At 45.8% G+C, this 16,995-nt stretch carries 14 protein-coding genes, 1 tRNA gene and 1 other RNA gene; 15 read left to right on the top strand and 1 reads right to left on the bottom strand.

The window, feature by feature from the left end:
• Window positions 1-25: 25 nt before the first annotated feature.
• A tRNA-Arg gene (locus tag PAHA3_RS26955) sits at window positions 26-100 on the bottom strand.
• 426 nt (window positions 101-526) lie between these two features.
• On the opposite strand from PAHA3_RS26955, the gene PAHA3_RS26950 reads away from it, so the two are divergent.
• The 15 genes from PAHA3_RS26950 (at window position 527) to PAHA3_RS26885 (ending at window position 16,972) form a co-directional block, all read left to right on the top strand.
• Window positions 527-1,552: a sugar-binding transcriptional regulator gene (locus tag PAHA3_RS26950; RefSeq protein ID WP_062837745.1), complete on the top strand. Its 1,026-nt coding sequence runs from the start codon at window positions 527-529 to the stop codon at window positions 1,550-1,552.
• A 107-nt stretch (window positions 1,553-1,659) separates the two neighbouring features.
• Window positions 1,660-2,667 carry a type I glyceraldehyde-3-phosphate dehydrogenase gene (gene gap, locus PAHA3_RS26945; protein ID WP_062837744.1) on the top strand — a complete coding sequence of 336 codons (1,008 nt, stop codon included), beginning with the start codon at window positions 1,660-1,662 and terminating at the stop codon, window positions 2,665-2,667.
• Between the two features lie 151 nt (window positions 2,668-2,818).
• On the top strand, window positions 2,819-4,000 hold the full coding sequence (locus PAHA3_RS26940; protein ID WP_062837743.1) for a phosphoglycerate kinase: 1,182 nt from the start codon (window positions 2,819-2,821) through the stop codon (window positions 3,998-4,000).
• Window positions 4,001-4,036: 36 nt separating this feature from the next.
• The gene (gene tpiA / locus PAHA3_RS26935; protein WP_036616221.1) at window positions 4,037-4,789 is read left to right on the top strand and encodes a triose-phosphate isomerase; all 753 of its coding nucleotides are present in this window, start codon (window positions 4,037-4,039) and stop codon (window positions 4,787-4,789) included.
• A gap of 1 nt (window position 4,790) precedes the next feature.
• Complete coding sequence (gpmI, locus tag PAHA3_RS26930) at window positions 4,791-6,335, top strand: 2,3-bisphosphoglycerate-independent phosphoglycerate mutase (RefSeq protein WP_062837742.1); 1,545 nt, start codon at window positions 4,791-4,793, stop codon at window positions 6,333-6,335.
• 240 nt (window positions 6,336-6,575) lie between these two features.
• Window positions 6,576-7,862, top strand: a complete 1,287-nt coding sequence (eno, locus tag PAHA3_RS26925; RefSeq protein ID WP_062837741.1) for a phosphopyruvate hydratase — start codon at window positions 6,576-6,578, stop codon at window positions 7,860-7,862.
• A 213-nt stretch (window positions 7,863-8,075) separates the two neighbouring features.
• On the top strand, window positions 8,076-8,309 hold the full coding sequence (gene secG, locus PAHA3_RS26920) for a preprotein translocase subunit SecG (RefSeq protein ID WP_062837740.1): 234 nt from the start codon (window positions 8,076-8,078) through the stop codon (window positions 8,307-8,309).
• Window positions 8,310-8,563: 254 nt separating this feature from the next.
• Window positions 8,564-8,713: a hypothetical protein gene (locus PAHA3_RS30670; protein ID WP_167350955.1), complete on the top strand. Its 150-nt coding sequence runs from the start codon at window positions 8,564-8,566 to the stop codon at window positions 8,711-8,713.
• A 150-nt stretch (window positions 8,714-8,863) separates the two neighbouring features.
• On the top strand, window positions 8,864-11,665 hold the full coding sequence (gene rnr, locus PAHA3_RS26915; protein WP_062837739.1) for a ribonuclease R: 2,802 nt from the start codon (window positions 8,864-8,866) through the stop codon (window positions 11,663-11,665).
• A gap of 260 nt (window positions 11,666-11,925) precedes the next feature.
• Window positions 11,926-12,408 carry an SsrA-binding protein SmpB gene (smpB, locus tag PAHA3_RS26910; protein WP_062837738.1) on the top strand — a complete coding sequence of 161 codons (483 nt, stop codon included), beginning with the start codon at window positions 11,926-11,928 and terminating at the stop codon, window positions 12,406-12,408.
• A gap of 589 nt (window positions 12,409-12,997) precedes the next feature.
• Window positions 12,998-13,362: a transfer-messenger RNA gene (ssrA, locus tag PAHA3_RS26905) on the top strand.
• A gap of 805 nt (window positions 13,363-14,167) precedes the next feature.
• Window positions 14,168-14,470 (top strand): RNHCP domain-containing protein, encoded by a 303-nt coding sequence (locus PAHA3_RS30065; RefSeq protein WP_082763030.1) that lies wholly within the window; start codon window positions 14,168-14,170, stop codon window positions 14,468-14,470.
• A gap of 415 nt (window positions 14,471-14,885) precedes the next feature.
• On the top strand, window positions 14,886-15,083 hold the full coding sequence (locus PAHA3_RS26895; protein ID WP_062837736.1) for a hypothetical protein: 198 nt from the start codon (window positions 14,886-14,888) through the stop codon (window positions 15,081-15,083).
• On the top strand, window positions 15,076-15,648 hold the full coding sequence (locus PAHA3_RS26890) for a zeta toxin family protein (RefSeq protein WP_062837735.1): 573 nt from the start codon (window positions 15,076-15,078) through the stop codon (window positions 15,646-15,648). Before PAHA3_RS26895 ends, PAHA3_RS26890 begins: the two co-directional genes overlap by 8 nt.
• A 682-nt stretch (window positions 15,649-16,330) precedes the next feature.
• The gene (locus tag PAHA3_RS26885; protein ID WP_062837734.1) at window positions 16,331-16,972 is read left to right on the top strand and encodes a polysaccharide deacetylase family protein; all 642 of its coding nucleotides are present in this window, start codon (window positions 16,331-16,333) and stop codon (window positions 16,970-16,972) included.
• Window positions 16,973-16,995 lie beyond the last annotated feature (23 nt).

The raw sequence follows: 16,995 nt of genomic DNA, 5'->3' as shown, positions 1-16,995 counted from the left end.
ATGGGTTATGAGCTGTTAGATAAAATGGCGCGCCCGCCAAGAATCGAACTTGGATCTCAGGCTTCGGAGGCCTACGTCATATCCATTGGACCACGGGCGCACATTATGTGACAGCAATAATGATTATAGCTCATGAAATATTTAATTGCAAGCAGTTCGTTGTGGTATTGGTTTGGATTAACCTAAAAATGATCATGATGAAGAAGAGTGGATAAAGAGTGCATTTAAGTAAATGCTATTAGAGGTTTTGGACATGCCGTGTGAAATGTGTTTCTGAGCGATATGTAGACGAAAATAATTTGTTTCTTCTATATATGGTATGCGTAAGCTAGTCCTTGATCATGGAAGTCTAGGATTGTGAAAATAGGCGCGTACAAACGCTGGAAGCGTGTCGAAATAAGACGTTGAAACACTTGCATGTCACGTCAGTTTTAGGTAGAATAGACGTGGGACTTAAAAAGTTAACCCGGGACGTTTTAGGGCCACGAAAGAGAGCTTGGAACGAGAACTTGCGGGAGTGGAAAGCATGCGAACGATTTTAGAAGTACAAAAGCAGCTTCTGCCTGATCTCATGGATATCTTGAAAAAGAGGTATACGATTCTGCAACAGATCATGTTATCGGATGTGATCGGACGGAGAACGTTAGCTAATTCCATGCAGATGACCGAGCGGGTTCTGAGGGCTGAGACCGATCTGTTAAAGGCTCAGGGACTTATCGAAATTGACAGTGCAGGAATGAAGATCAGCGAGGCAGGGTATGATTTGCTGCAGCAGTTAGAGCCCGTTGCCAAAGAGTTGTTCGGATTATCCGAGCTGGAAGAGCGCATCAAGCAAGCCTACGGTCTGCAAAAGGTAGTTGTGGTTCCTGGCGATTCGGATGTTTCTCCATTTGCCAAAAGGGAACTGGGCAGAGCCGGAGCGAAGGCTCTCGGCAATATCATGAGTGACAACGACGTTGTCGCCGTAACTGGCGGATCAACAACGGCCGAAGTCGCAGAGCAGCTGACTCCGCCAACATCGCTCAAAGGTGTCTGGTTCGTACCAGCACGCGGTGGGCTTGGAGAAAGTCTTGAAATTCAGGCGAATACGATCGCATCCACAATGGCAAAACGGGTAGGAGCGCAATACAAACTCCTGCATGTACCGGATTTGCTTAGTGATCATGCCTATGAATCATTAATCCAAGACCCCAGTGTTCAGGAAATTCTGGAGCTGATTCGGAAATCGCGGATTGTTATTCATGGAATTGGTGATGCCGTGGAGATGGCGACAAGACGTAAACTTGCGACGGAGATTATAGATGAACTCCAAGAGCAAGGGGCCGTATCTGAGTCTTTCGGTTATTACTTTAATGATCAGGGTGAGGTGGTTCATACCATGCTTACACTGGGAATGCGACTTCAGGATATTGAACGAACCGATGTCGTGATCGGAATTGCAGGTGGCAAAAGCAAAGCTGCTGCCATACACTCCGTGTTACGATTTGGTCAGGAAGATATTCTGATTATTGATGAGGCTGCTGCCGAAGTCATCGTAGCCGAAATGGAATAAGAGTTTACTTTTCATTACAACCATTGTTGTCTTGACGGACTTCACCGTCTGTCTTGAATATATAAGTTTCATAAAAAAATTAATCAAAACTTGGGAGGAACTTACTCATGATTAAAGTAGGTATTAACGGTTTTGGACGTATTGGACGCTTGGCATTCCGCCGTATTCAAAATGTAGCAGGCATCGAGGTAGTAGCAATCAACGACTTGACTGACGCTAAAATGCTGGCTCATTTGCTCAAATATGATACAACTCAAGGTCGCTTCGATGGCGATGTTGAAGTACACGATGGCTTCTTCAAAGTGAACGGCAAAGAAGTTAAAGTATTGGCTAACCGTAACCCAGAAGAACTTCCTTGGGGCGACCTGGGCGTAGATATCGTTCTGGAATGTACTGGTTTCTTCACAACTAAAGAAGCAGCTGAGAAACACTTGAAAGGTGGAGCTAAGAAAGTTGTTATCTCCGCACCAGCTACTGGCGACATGAAAACCATCGTTTACAACGTAAACCATGAAATCCTCGACGGTACTGAAACTGTAATCTCCGGCGCATCTTGCACAACAAACTGCCTGGCACCTATGGCAAAAACACTGCAAGACAAATTCGGAATCGTTCAAGGTTTGATGACTACAATTCATGCTTACACTGGCGACCAAAACACGTTGGATGCTCCACACCCTAAAGGTGACTTCCGTCGTGCTCGCGCAGCAGCTGAAAACATCATCCCTAACACAACTGGTGCTGCTAAAGCAATCGGTCTGGTAATTCCAGAACTGCAAGGTAAATTGGATGGTGCAGCTCAACGTGTACCAGTAGCTACTGGTTCCCTGACTGAACTCGTAACAGTTCTGGGTAAAAAAGTTACTGCTGAAGAAGTTAACGCAGTAATGAAAGAAGCTTCCGATCCACAAACTTTCGGATACACTGAAGACGAAATCGTATCTTCCGACATCCAAGGTATCACTTTCGGTTCCCTGTTTGATGCAACTCAAACTAAAGTTCTGACTGTTGGCGACCAACAATTGGTTAAAACTGTAGCTTGGTATGACAATGAAATGTCCTACACTGCACAATTGGTTCGCACTTTGGAGCACTTTGCAAAAATGATTAAGTAATATCTGCAATAACATAGAGCGGAAACAGATGCTATATTGTTTCCGCTCTTTATATATCAATATTTTGCAAATTTCTCAAAAACACCAGGATTGACAAGGGGTTTCAGCCCTTGATGGGTCCACCAAATACATGGGTGCGGAGGAAATACAGATGAACAAAAAAAGTGTACGCGATATCGAATTGACAGGAAAACGGGCTTTTGTCCGTGTAGATTTCAATGTGCCGCTCGAAGATGGTAAAATTACAGATGACAAACGTATTCGTGCAACGCTTCCTACAATCAACTTCTTGATTGAAAAAGGCGCTAAAGTCATTTTGGCAAGCCACATGGGTCGTCCTAACGGCGAAGTGGTTGAATCCTTGCGTTTGACTCCAGCAGCTGAGCGGTTGTCAGAATTGCTTGGTAAAACAGTTGTTAAAGCTGACGATTCTGTTGGTGACGCTGTTAAAGCTCAAATCGCTGAACTGAACAACGGCGACGTATTGTTGCTTGAAAACGTTCGTTTCCACGCAGGCGAAGAGAAAAACGATGCAGAACTCGCAAAACAATTTGCTGAACTGGCTGACGTTTTCGTTAACGATGCGTTTGGCGCGGCACACAGAGCACACGCTTCGACTGAAGGAATCGCTCACTTGCTTCCAGCAGTGTCCGGTTTGTTGATGGAGAAAGAACTTGAAGTGTTGGGTAAAGCAATTTCCAACCCTGAGCGTCCTTTCACAGCCATCATTGGTGGATCCAAAGTTAAGGACAAAATCGATGTAATCGACAACCTGCTGAACATTGCAGACAACGTGATCATCGGTGGCGGTCTGACTTACACGTTCTTGAAAGCACAAGGACATGAAATTGGACAATCCTTGTTGGATGATTCCAAACTTGATGTTGCTCTCGGTTTCATCGAAAAAGCGAAAAAACTGGGCAAAAACTTCTACCTGCCGGTAGATATCGTAGTGTCTGACGATTTCAGTGCGAAAGCAAACACACAAATCGTTGACATCGACGGCATCCCAGCAGATTGGGAAGGCATCGACATCGGTCCTAAAACACGTGAGATCTATGCTGACGTTATCAAAAACTCCAAATTGGTTGTGTGGAACGGACCAATGGGCGTATTTGAAATCGAGCCATTCTCCCACGGTACTCGTGCAGTAGCGGAAGCTTGCGCTGAGACAGAAGCTTACACTGTAATTGGTGGCGGTGACTCCGCAGCAGCAGCTGAGAAGTTCAAATTGGCTGACAAGATGAACCACATCTCTACAGGTGGCGGTGCATCGCTCGAGTTCATGGAAGGTAAAGTACTTCCAGGCGTAGTGGCATTGAACGACAAGTAAGTTTTAGTAGTCTATAGCATGAAGGAGTTGAAACCCATGAGAACACCGATTATCGCAGGTAACTGGAAAATGTTCAAAACGGTTTCCGAATCCAATGACTTCATTCAGGAAGTTAAAGGAAAAGCGGAAGTTGAAGGCGTGGAGACTGTAATCTGCGCACCGTTTACAAATCTGCCATCCCTGGTAGAAGCCGTTAAAGGCACAAACATCAAAATTGGTGCACAAAATCTTCATTTTGAAGATAACGGTGCATTCACAGGCGAAATCAGCGGTGTAATGCTGAAAGACCTGGGTGTGGATTATGTCATTATTGGTCACTCGGAGCGCCGTCAATATTTTGCGGAAACCGATGAGACTGTTAATAAAAAGTTGCATGCAGCATTCCGTCACGGATTGACTCCAATCTTCTGCCTGGGTGAGACGCTTGAAGAGCGTGAAGCGAACCAAACAAAAGACGTATGCAAAGTGCAAACAGTAGCTGCTTTTGCAGGTCTGTCTGCAGAGCAAGCGGCACAAGTTGTTATCGCTTATGAGCCAATCTGGGCGATTGGTACAGGCAAATCCTCCACTTCCCAAGATGCGAATGAAGTTATTGCTTACATCCGTACGCTGGTGAAGGATCTGTACAACGAGACGGTTGCGAATGCAGTTCGTATTCAATACGGCGGCAGTGTTAAACCGGAGAACGTAACAGAATACCTCGGACAAAGCGACATCGACGGCGCACTTGTTGGCGGTGCCAGCTTGCAGCCGGCTTCGTTCATCGCGCTTGTTGAGGGGGCGAAGTAAGATGACAGCTCCAAAACCTGTAGCACTGATCATCATGGATGGCTTTGGTTTGCGTAACACGGTGGAAGGCAATGCGGTAGCGCAAGCCAAGAAACCGAACTACGACCGTTTCATGAGCCAATTCCCACATACAACGCTCACTGCTTGCGGTGAAGCTGTAGGTTTGCCAGAAGGGCAAATGGGAAATTCCGAGGTAGGTCACCTGAACATTGGTGCCGGCCGGATCGTATACCAGGATTTGACCCGTATCTCCAAATCCATTCGTGACGGCGAGTTCTACGACAATGAAACACTTGTCAAAGCTGTTCGCGAAGCGAAACAAAGCGGCAAAAAGCTTCATCTCTACGGCTTGTTGTCCGATGGCGGCGTACATAGTCACATCGACCACCTGTTTGCTATGCTTGATCTGGCCAAAAAAGAAGAAATGAACGATGTATATATTCATGCCTTCATGGATGGCCGTGATGTTATGCCAGACAGTGGTAAAGACTTCATGCAGAAGCTGATCGCTAAGATTGAAGAAGTCGGAGTAGGTAAAATCGCAACGGTTCAAGGTCGCTATTACGCGATGGACCGTGACAAACGTTGGGAACGGGTTGAGAAATCATACCGCGCCATCGTTTATGGAGATGGACCAAAATACACCGATCCACTCAAAGCGGTTGAAGAATCGTATGAGAAGTCCGTATTTGATGAATTCGTTGAACCAACGGTTATCGTCAAAGCGGATGGTGAGCCGGTAGGTTTGGTAGAGAGCGGCGATTCCGTTATCTTCCTTAACTTCCGCCCTGACCGTGCGATCCAGTTGTCGCAAGTATTCACGAACCAGGATTTCCGCGGTTTCGATCGTGGTCCGAAGTTCCCTGTGGGCTTGCACTTTGTTTGCTTGACTTTGTTCAGTGAGACGGTTGAAGGTTATGTGGCTTATTCGCCGAAGAACCTCGACAACACGCTGGGTGAAGTTCTGGTACAGAACAATAAAAAACAACTGCGTATTGCAGAAACTGAGAAATACCCGCACGTTACCTTCTTCTTCAGCGGCGGTCGTGATGTGGAGCTTCCGGGTGAAACTCGCGTACTGATCAACTCACCAAAAGTTGCAACGTATGACCTGCAACCGGAGATGAGCGCGTATGAAGTGGCTGACGCATGTGTTCGTGAGATCGAAGCAGACAAACATGACGCCATCATTCTGAACTTTGCTAACCCTGACATGGTTGGACACTCCGGCATGCTGGAGCCTACCATCAAAGCGGTAGAAGTAACAGATGAGTGCATGGGCCGTGTTGTGGATGCAGTACTTGCCAAAGGCGGCGTTGTACTGATCACTGCGGATCATGGTAACGCGGATATGGTGTTCGATGAGCAAGGACGTCCGTTCACAGCTCATACAACGAACCCGGTTCCATTCATCGTTACCGATGCAAATGTAACCCTGCGTGAAGGTGGAATCCTGGCGGATATCGCGCCAACGATCCTTGACCTGATGCAATTGCCTAAACCGGAAGAAATGACAGGTACATCTGTTATCGCTACCCGTAAATAAGTTACGCAACAACATATATGAAATTGGGAAGTTTGGAGTTTACCCAGAACGAAGGCAGCAGAAATAGTCTGAAGAAGCGGAGCGTTCGCTTTTATCACATGATTTCAACTTATGACGATAAGTTCAAAGAAATCAGGGGATAACAGAGATCGGAAGACGATTCTGCTAACGTAGTGGAAAAGGGAAACCACAAGTGGTCCTAATTTTTAATAAATTTAAATTTAAAGGAGATTATCACAAATGACTATTATTTCTGACGTGTACGCTCGCGAAGTCCTCGACTCCCGCGGTAACCCTACAGTAGAAGTTGAAGTATACCTGGAGTCCGGCGCAATCGGCCGCGCAATCGTTCCATCCGGTGCATCCACTGGTGCCCACGAAGCAGTTGAGCTTCGCGATGGCGACAAATCCCGTTACCTCGGTAAAGGCGTTCTGCAAGCTGTTAAAAACGTAAACGAAACAATCGCTCCAGAAGTTATCGGTATGGATGCATTGGATCAACTGGGTATCGACAAATTGATGATTACTTTGGATGGTACGCCAAACAAAGGTAAACTGGGTGCTAACGCAATCCTGGCTGTATCCATGGCAGTAGCTCGCGCAGCTGCTGACGCTCTGGACCTGCCATTGTACGTTTACTTGGGCGGATTCAACGCTAAAGCACTGCCAGTACCAATGATGAACATCATCAACGGTGGTGAGCATGCTGACAACAACATCGACGTTCAAGAGTTCATGGTTCTTCCAGTTGGAGCACCAAGCTTCAAAGAAGCTCTTCGCGTAGGTGCGGAAATCTTCCACAACCTGAAATCCGTATTGAGCTCCAAAGGCTTGAACACAGCTGTAGGTGACGAAGGTGGTTTCGCACCGAACCTTGGTTCGAACGAAGAAGCAATCACTACAATCATCGAAGCTATTGAAAAAGCAGGTTACAAACCAGGCGTTGACGTATTCCTGGGTATGGACGTTGCTTCCACTGAGTTCTACAAAGATGGTAAGTACACACTTGCTGGCGAAGGTAAATCTTACACTTCCGCTGAGTATGTTGACCTTCTGGCTTCATGGGTTGAGAAATACCCAATCATCACAATCGAAGACGGTATGTCTGAAGATGACTGGGATGGTTGGAAATTGCTCACTGAGAAATTGGGAGATAAAGTACAACTCGTTGGTGATGACTTGTTCGTAACGAACACTGAGCGTCTGGGTAGAGGTATCGACGAAGGTATCGGTAACTCCATCCTGATCAAAGTTAACCAAATCGGTACATTGACTGAAACATTCGATGCAATCGAAATGGCTAAACGTGCAGGATACACTGCTGTAATCTCCCACCGTTCCGGTGAGTCCGAAGACAGCACAATCGCTGACATCGCTGTTGCAACTAACGCTGGTCAAATCAAAACGGGTGCTCCTTCCCGTACGGACCGTATTGCGAAATACAACCAATTGCTTCGCATTGAAGATCAACTGGGTGAATTGGCTCAATACAATGGTCTTAAAGGATTCTACAACCTTAAAAAATAAGCTGGATATCCAGCTTTTACGGGCAAGCCGGGTAACCGGCTTGTCTTTTTTTATTGAAACAGAATAGTGGTATATCGTGCAGATTACGTAGATGGTGAAATTTAGGGCATTGTATGAACTGCACTACTTGTATCACAACAATAGCTATGTTACAATTAAAGTAACTGTTTTTATGGTGAGATGTTATGCCCACATGGGTAGGAGGTGGAAAGAATGGATATTGCTTTGAAATTGCTGCTCGTTGTCTTCTCGATCGGTCTAATCACTGTAGTATTGCTGCAGCACGGGAAAAGCGCTGGTTTGGCGGGTGCCATCTCCGGTGGTGCGGAACATCTTTTCGGTAAAACGAAAGCGCGCGGATTGGATCTCTTCCTGCAACGTGCAACGGTGGTACTGGGTGCAGGATTTATGATTTTGTCTATTATTGTTACGGTTGTTTCCAAGTAAGACTTGGAACTGCTGAGCAATGAATAGCTTAAGCTCATGGCTTAATTGATGAACCTTCGTTTCGTGGAGAAACGAAGGTTTTTTAATAAATTTTTACGCGTCCAAACTTTTCCAACGATCTATAGACTCCATGATTTCGGTCTTCTTCTCACTTCTGTTCGGTTTTCCTTCCTTAGTGTGCAACACACCCCTATCATGTATGGTATGTCCTCGCTTATTCGTTATGCGAACTTACTCCTTATAATGAATGTCATGTGTACAGAAAATTTTCGGATGTGGTCGTTTTACAGATGCGTACAGCACGTGTATTGCATAAAATGTCTGTAGAGATACGTGAAAGCGTGATTTTAGAGGAGCGCCCGGCAACTGTGGTTTTTTTGCGAGGTACGGATGGGCCGGATTGAATTCGTGTATACTAGGGTATGAGATAGTATGGTTGTACTACTACACTCTTCACAGTAGTGATATTGTATTGCATGAAAATGGTAAGAATTCCGATACATAAAGAGATGAGACCCGATTACACTTTTATGTTTCCCGAGGTGAATATATTAATGATAACAGAACAACAATTGCTCGACTTCATGCGGGAAACCGCTTATAAACCAATGACTTATCAGGAGTTGGAACAGCACTTCGGGATCGAAGATGCAGCTGATTTCAAAGCCTTTTTGATTATGCTTAATACGCTGGAGGAATCCGGTAAAGTTTTGCTGACACGTAACAATCGCTATGGCATGCCAGAGCGCATGGATTTGGTACGCGGACGTTTACAAGCTCACGCCAAAGGGTTTGCTTTTCTTATCCCTGAGGATCGGGAGCACCCGGATGTGTACATTCACGCCAATGATATGAAGAGTGCGATGAATGGTGATACGGTATTGGTTAAAGTTACGTCTCAAGGACCTTCTGGCGGCCGCCTGGAGGGTGAGATCGTTCGTATAGTTACTCGTGCTGTGACACAAGTGGTTGGTGTGTTCCAGAGCCATGAGGTGTACGGCTTCGTCATTCCGGATGACAAACGAATTAATCGCGATATTTTCATCCCACGTACTAACTTTGCAGGGGCTGTTGATGGACAGAAGGTCGTAGCAAAGATCGTTAGCTACCCAGAGGGCCGTGCTGCAGCTGAGGGTGAAGTAATCGAGATTCTCGGTCATAAGGATGAGCCGGGTATTGATATTTTGTCCGTCATCCGCAAGCACCAGCTGCCTGAAGCTTTCCCGGATGAAGTGGTAGAAGAGGCGGAGAAAGCACCAGACTCCATCACGGATGAAGAGATTGTACAACAGGGGCGCCGTGATCTGCGTGGACTTAACATTGTTACGATTGATGGTGAAGATGCCAAGGATCTGGATGACGCTGTTAACGTAGAGAAGCTGCCTAACGGGAACTATCGTCTTGGTGTTCATATTGCCGACGTTGGCTATTATGTGCAGGAGAATTCCAAGCTGGATCAGGAAGCTTATAACCGCGGATGCAGTGTGTATTTGGTAGACCGGGTTATTCCGATGTTGCCACAACGTCTATCCAACGGGATCTGTAGTTTGAACCCGCAGGTAGACCGTTTGACTTTGTCTTGTGAGATGGAGTTTAACGACCAGATGAAGGTTGTGAAGCATGACATTTTCACGAGTGTAATCAAAACCAAAGAGCGGATGACGTATTCCAACGTTCGCAAAATCCTTGAAGGTGAAGAGCCCGAATTGCTCGAGCGTTATAAGGATCTGGTGGACGATTTCCATCTGATGAAAGAGATTGCTTTGAAGCTGCGTGCTATGCGTATGCGCCGTGGTGCGGTTGACTTTGATTTTGAAGAATCCAAAATCATTGTGGATGCAGAATGCAAACCGGTAGATATCGTGAAACGGGAGCGTTCGATTGCAGAGCAAATCATTGAGGAGTTCATGTTGGCAGCGAACGAAACAGTGGCAGAGCATTTCCATTGGTTGAAGGTTCCGTTTATCTATCGTGTGCACGAAGACCCGGATCAGGAAAAACTGCAAAATTTCCTCGCCTTTGCGGCGAATTTCGGACACCAGGTCAAAGGACGTGGCAACGCGATTCATCCACGTGCACTTCAATCGTTGCTTGAGGATATCAAAGAAACGAAAGAACAAACCGTGATCAGTACGATGATGTTGCGTTCCATGAAACAGGCGAAGTATGATTCCGAAATGTCGGGTCACTTTGGTCTGGCAGCAGAATTTTATAGTCATTTTACGTCTCCAATTCGTCGTTATCCCGATCTCGTCATTCACCGGGTGATTCGTGAAGTGATTGAGAATAATGGTGCTTTGCCAGAGAACCGTCAGGAGTATTTGGCAGCACGGATGTCCGATATTGCGCAGCAGTCTTCGGAACGTGAGCGTGTAGCCGTAGAAGCTGAACGGGATACAGAGAAGATGAAGAAAGCTGAGTATATGCTCGATAAAGTAGGCGAAGAGTTCGAAGGCATGATCAGCAGTGTAACCAGCTTCGGTATGTTCATTGAACTAGAGAACACGGTTGAAGGCCTGATTCGCCTGAGCGCGCTCACGGACGACTATTACCATTTTGACGATCAGCATATGGCTCTGATTGGTGAACGTACCTCGAAAGTCTTCCGCATCGGTGATGAAGTGAAGATCCGTGTGGCACGTGTAAGCATGGAAGAGTATACGATTGATTTTGAAATGGTGGATATGAAACCTCGCGGTGAACGTCCTGGCGGCGGCTTCGGTGGCGGACGTGGCGGTAAAGGTGGACGCCCAGCAAGTGGTGGCGGACGCGGCGGTGCCAAGGGTGGACCAGGTGGTTTTAGCGGTTCGCGTGGCGGCAAAGGCGGCTCAGCTGGTGCTGGAGGCAACCGTGGTAGCAGCAGATCACCGGAAGAGAGCAGCAAAGGTGGCCGTGGCGGTCGTAGCGGAGCTGCGAGTGCAGGAGCGGGCGCAGGCTCATCCGGTGGCTACGCAGGTAAAGGCGGCGGTAAACCAAAAGGTGAGCGTCGTACTGGTGAAGCTGGCGGATCGACTGGCCGGGGCAAAGGCGCGGTAAGCTTTGGTTTTGGCTCAGGTAAAGGCGGTTATAGCTCTACATCGGGTGGATCGGATAGTGGTTCAACCGGTGGACAAGGAAGTGGCCTGAACAGCGGCAGCGGTCGCGGTGAAGGAAGCTTTAAGTCCGGCAAGGGTGGCGGTAAAGGTGGCAAAGGCGGAAGTGGACGCAAAAACACTTCGCCGAGCGGCGTATTTATTGGAGAGAATGCAACTCCTGGTGGCGCTCAGGAAGGCGGAGCACCACGACGCAAGCGGAAGAAGAGCAAAGGTGCAGCTGGTAACGGCACGGCAGCTTTTGTACGGAAAAAGAAAAAATAAAGCTAACGTAACTTGAAGAGATGGATTATAATTCGTTCCTCCAGGTTAAGCGTTGGAGAAAATAGTCACTTCAGCCGGTGTGTTGTTTCGCACAGTCTGAAAGTGGTGTAATGAGGAGGGGCGGCAGAGGTCGCCTCTTTCTTGATTTTAACAGCCGTACTTGCTACAATTAGGGTCTGGCACGTGGTACCTTGGTGCAACATCGGGTGCGCTGCTATAGAGCATGGTACCGGCTTATTTTACGGAGAAGGAGTGAGGACATGGGCAAGAATGATGGACAGAGTAAAGTGCTCGCACAGAATAAAAAGGCTTCCCATGACTACTTCATTGAAGATACGTATGAAGCGGGCATGGTGCTTACCGGAACGGAGATCAAATCTCTTCGTAACGGCCGTGCGAATATTGGTGATGCATTTGCCACGATTCGTAACGGTGAGATTCATATTCATAATATGCATATTAGTCCTTTTGAACAAGGAAACCGAAATAATCCGCTCGATCCAACACGTACGCGCAAGTTGCTGATGCATAAAGTGCAAATTCACAAGCTGCTCGGGCTGTCGAAACAGGACGGATACAGCATTGTGCCTTTGAAGATCTATATCCGCAACGGTTACGCGAAGCTTTTGCTCGGACTGGGTAAAGGTAAGAAACAGTTCGATAAACGGGAGACTGCAGCCAAGCGGGATGCACAACGTGATATTCAACGGGCAATGCGCGAGAAGCAGAAGGTTGCGCGTTAAGTGGATTGTTGGGCGTGGAAAGCTGCATCTTAGGTGTAAGATAGTTCTCGTATGGAGCTAGGAAGATTGATGTACGAGTTAAGGAGTCTCAAGGTTTGTCCTGTAACGGGCAAGCCTGAGGCTTTTTTATTTGTATTTGGGAAGGTAATTTGATGTGTGTTGCTGAAGTGTGAATTTGAACTGGTTTTTTATTGATGTGTTACTAAGTAAATTGCTAGGAGCATGAAGCTAAGTGCGGTGAGGAATCTAAATTATCAGCTGTTGCGTAGTTTGTCAGGGTAGTGGGTAAGATACTTAGGTACAGTTGTTCGTGATCGGATCTGGGTAAACTTTACTTCCGATTGGTGACGCGGTATAATATGTAGACGATTGAGCCTGTTGTACTGGATAACCTTGCACACATGCTCAGCCTGCTGGAATGTCTTCCAGCAATCTGTACTATTTCGGTGATGTGTCCTGTGTTATGATTATTCATGTAGCAGACAGGAATGCCGAGTTTGAAAGAAGCATCTTTTTACCTTGGAGGAAAAAGATGTGCAGCACCTTTGCTCCGTATTCACGGATTAATCCTGGAGCCCTTCTTCATTGAGGGGGCGTTTATGGATTCGACGGGGATAGTTCGAGCATGGGTAGCGGGTAGTGGGGACGCGTCCGCTTCATCAACGCTAAAGCCTATTAAACGGCAAACAACAAACAAACTACGCTTTCGCAGCCTAAGAAACTGTGTGCGTGCTTCTAACCTGCATCGCCCATGTGACAGGATTAGGGGCTAACAAGTAGTGGGATACGCTGTCACATCTCCGCCTGGGGTGTGCTGAAGAAGACAATCAGGCTGACCCAACGTATAGCCGGTTACGGGGCGATACTCGGGTGACATCAAAACTGTGACTACACCCGTAGAAGCTTATGTGTCGTTATCTTCGGACAGGGGTTCGACTCCCCTCGCCTCCATTAGTAGTATCAGTGACAGCCACCATTCGGTGGCTGTTTTTGCATGTTTGGATATGTGGTGGTAGGGTAAAGCGCTTTGGCTCTAGGGCTTCGGGGTTCTCTGACGTCAATTACGATATATCTCTGATGATGTACATGGCGGTACCCTCTGTAATTAGCAGTTTTGATGTCACCTTAGGTTGCCCCCGCAACTGGCTTTTACTTAGTTCAGCTTATTATTTTCTTCTGTTGACCTCAGGCATAGAGGAGATAGCGTATCACCTAGCTAGCAGAAAAAAACGATTTTTGAAGTTTCATAGTATCCTGTTAAGGATACCGCTGTGATTGTAGGAGATAAAGTAGGCTAATTAATGTTGAAACGGTCGTGGATTTGGACAAGAATGGTGCGGTTGATGTGATGGCTTATAGTCTGTTTAAATATTCACTAAGAATATATTTTGTTATAATTATATATGGGACTAACTATTATCTCAAAGAAATGGAGTCTAATTATATGCACTTACTGGATAAAAGCCAACGTGTTCTTTTAGGGGACGAATGCCTTTGTCAGTGATTAGAGGTGAACACTTACTAGTGGAAGGTGGAGTAAGTCCGTCTTACAGTGGTTGATACAAAACTTGAAAATCAATCGTGGTCCGGATCAAAAGATGAAAGATGCTTTTGTGAAGTAGGAACTAGAAGTAATCGTTTTGCAAAACAAGACGGTGAATGTGTCACTTCCCTTTAAAAGCCTGAAACTATCTTGTGATAGGAAAACTAAACGGAACCCTTTCTTCAGATGAAATAATTCATCTTGGAGGAAGATACGTTGAGTAGAAAAACTGAAAATACAAGTTTCCGTTGTGAAAACTGTCATGCATATGTTGAACCATTAACAAACGGAAGCTTTAGAAATCATTGTCCAATTTGCTTATTTTCTAAGCACCTAGACAATAGACCAGGCGATCGTTTAAGTAGTTGTAAAGGATTAATGAAGCCCATTCAACTCGAATATTCTAGTAAAAAAGGATATCAAATTGTACATGAATGTACATCTTGCAAAAAAATGCAGCGTAATAAAATCGCTGTTGATACGAAACAAGAAGACGATATTTTAAGCTTCATGGCATAAAGTCTTCCATATTAGAGTATTAGATGATGGTTAGTCCCACCCCTTTTAGATTCAGAACTGAAAGGGGTATTTCTACTGGAAATCTGTTGACCTGGATAGTGAGACAGGCAAGTGTAAGTATCAACGGTAAATCGCAACGGGGTGATACAACGACAGCTGATCCACGCAGTGAGAATTTTAACTGAGTGAAGGAGTAGTTATTTTGGATCCGTACTTGAAAGAAGCGGGTTCTAACTTTATTGAGGGAAAATATGATGGAAACCTTCATATCTACAAAGAAACCACCAATGGTCAGTGGGAGGAAGTTATACCGCAATAGTTTGCTACAGCTTCTATCCACCACTAACCAGTGTTCTGGTTGGTGGTTTTTCTGTTTATGATATAATAAACAAAAATTTAGATTGGGGGACCCAAGATGGTTGAAAATCGAGAACAGCTCCAAGAAATTTTAAAAAAAGCAAATCAACATGCACGGAAACAAGCTAAAGAATCAGGTGCCTCTATTTATTATATAAAGAACAACAAACGCGTTCGTGAGGATGCTGCCGGTAATAAATTCGAAATTACATTTGATGCTACTGGAAAACGGCAGGAGTTTAAATATCATGAGTGAAATCAGACCAGTCATGACTGTGTTTGCGGGTACAAATGGAGCAGGGAAAAGTACACTCAGCATGCAAATGAGAGAGTGGCTTGGTGAACTTGTTGATCCAGATCAAATTGCAAGAGAGTTGAAGCCAGAGAATCCACGCAGTGCTGACCTGTCTGCTGGCAGGGAAGCTGTAAAAAGAATCCGATCACTCATTAAAAGTGGTGTAAACTTCGCTATTGAAACGACATTGTCCGGATCATTTGTTTTAAAACATATGGAAATAGCAAAAGAAAACAATTATGAAATTGTCGTTTATTATATCGGTCTTGAGGATGTTCAAATGCATATAGATCGTGTAGCCTCTCGTGTTGAACAAGGTGGACATTGGATTGCAGAAGAAGACATTCGTTATCGATATGGCCAGTCATTGAAGAACCTTAAACCGGCTCTAGCCATCGCAGATCAGGTTATCATCATTGATAATACATACGAGCCTTTAATTGTTGCAGAAATCATACAGAGTAAATTGATCTATTGTGTTGAGTCCATACCTGCTTGGGCTAATCCTGTTCTTGTGGGTTACTGATACTTGGGTGACATCAAAATGGTGACTACACCCGTAGAAGCTTATGTGTCGTTATCTTCGGAAAGGGGTTCGACTTCCCTCGCCTCAAATCCACAACTTGTAGCTTAAAGATGACGTGACTCCATATTTTCCTTGTATAGGAGTACCTTTTCTTCGTAATTACCAATCAACTTCTTGATTTCAAGAATATTACGTCTGGAGATGTGGTCCTTAAGTCAGAAAGCAGTTGTTGCAGATATTCTTCTGTAATGACTGCTTTTTCTTTTACCTAATGGGCTTCTAACAACTTCGTTTCCAGTTCAACCTTTTGCTGCTCTAATGCCCCTGAATTTCAAGAATGATAGGTTTATTAAACCACTAGCTACTGCATTTAGAATGTTCTCGTTCTGAAATTCTACATCTACTAAACTTTTGGACAGGTGCCGTTTTGAATAGTAAGAGATACAGGGGGAGTTAGTTTGAGGAATACTCGAAAAAACAGTAGTGACTGAGTGGCTTGTTTATGTGACTCATTGCAAATTTTAATAAGTATGCCTCCAGACAGAAGAGCATGATCGCAGGTGCGATCAAAGGTTAGAGTAGAGAGCAGGTGAAGTTGTGATCTCTTGACTAGACCGCGGCGTATAGACATGGAATAATAAGGGGGATGTAGCCAGTCAGTTGCAGAGAGGGGTCATTACTTATGGTCAATATCGCGATGGTAGAGCAGGAGTCTGTTCGGGAAAACGTTGTGGCGTTCACGTTTGATGATGGGCCGCATCCGGTGTATACACCTCAAATGCTTGAGATTTTCCGCGCTGTCGGTGGGCGGGCGACGTTTTTCATGATTGGCCAAGAGATGGAGGCTCACCCGGAGATTGCGGCAGAGGTGCACCGGGAAGGGCATGAGATCGCCAACCATACGTACACGCATCCGAACCTGACCAAGTTGACGCTGGAGGAAGCCAGGGAGGAGCTGCAACGCGCAGAAAATCTTGTCCAAGAAGTCACGGGGCAAACTGCCCGCAGCTTCCGACCGCCCTATTTTGGAGTAAATGATGATATACTGTCTCTGGCGGCGGAGAGCGGATATCGCACGATTAGTGCGGTCAACGGTGATGCGAGAGATTGGGATAATCCCGGCGTTGAGCACATTCTGGAGCATACCCGGTCTGCGGTGAAACCCGGCAGCGTGCTCATATTCCATGACGGATACGGGGATCGTTCCCAGACGGTGGAGGCGGTTCGTGTGTTGGTGGATGAGCTGGTCGCGGATGGGTACCGTTTGGTGACAGTAAGTGAGTTGCTGGACATTTCTCGTGAGCATGATGAAAAGACGACATAATCAAGTGGGCCCATCATTCTTTG

The sequence above is a fragment of the Paenibacillus amylolyticus genome, assembly GCF_001570725.1.
Taxonomy (GTDB): domain Bacteria; phylum Bacillota; class Bacilli; order Paenibacillales; family Paenibacillaceae; genus Paenibacillus; species Paenibacillus amylolyticus_A.
Note: the sequence above shows the minus strand (reverse complement) of the source record. Positions and strands in the feature narration are given on the sequence as shown.

Coding starts and splice junctions, on each gene's coding strand:
- PAHA3_RS26950 (WP_062837745.1), top strand. CDS start 527: ATGCGAACGATTTTAGAAGTACAAAAGCAGCTTCTGCCTGATCTCATG.
- gap (WP_062837744.1), top strand. CDS start 1,660: ATGATTAAAGTAGGTATTAACGGTTTTGGACGTATTGGACGCTTGGCA.
- PAHA3_RS26940 (WP_062837743.1), top strand. CDS start 2,819: ATGAACAAAAAAAGTGTACGCGATATCGAATTGACAGGAAAACGGGCT.
- tpiA (WP_036616221.1), top strand. CDS start 4,037: ATGAGAACACCGATTATCGCAGGTAACTGGAAAATGTTCAAAACGGTT.
- gpmI (WP_062837742.1), top strand. CDS start 4,791: ATGACAGCTCCAAAACCTGTAGCACTGATCATCATGGATGGCTTTGGT.
- eno (WP_062837741.1), top strand. CDS start 6,576: ATGACTATTATTTCTGACGTGTACGCTCGCGAAGTCCTCGACTCCCGC.
- secG (WP_062837740.1), top strand. CDS start 8,076: ATGGATATTGCTTTGAAATTGCTGCTCGTTGTCTTCTCGATCGGTCTA.
- rnr (WP_062837739.1), top strand. CDS start 8,864: ATGATAACAGAACAACAATTGCTCGACTTCATGCGGGAAACCGCTTAT.
- smpB (WP_062837738.1), top strand. CDS start 11,926: ATGGGCAAGAATGATGGACAGAGTAAAGTGCTCGCACAGAATAAAAAG.
- PAHA3_RS26895 (WP_062837736.1), top strand. CDS start 14,886: ATGGTTGAAAATCGAGAACAGCTCCAAGAAATTTTAAAAAAAGCAAAT.
- PAHA3_RS26890 (WP_062837735.1), top strand. CDS start 15,076: ATGAGTGAAATCAGACCAGTCATGACTGTGTTTGCGGGTACAAATGGA.
- PAHA3_RS26885 (WP_062837734.1), top strand. CDS start 16,331: ATGGTCAATATCGCGATGGTAGAGCAGGAGTCTGTTCGGGAAAACGTT.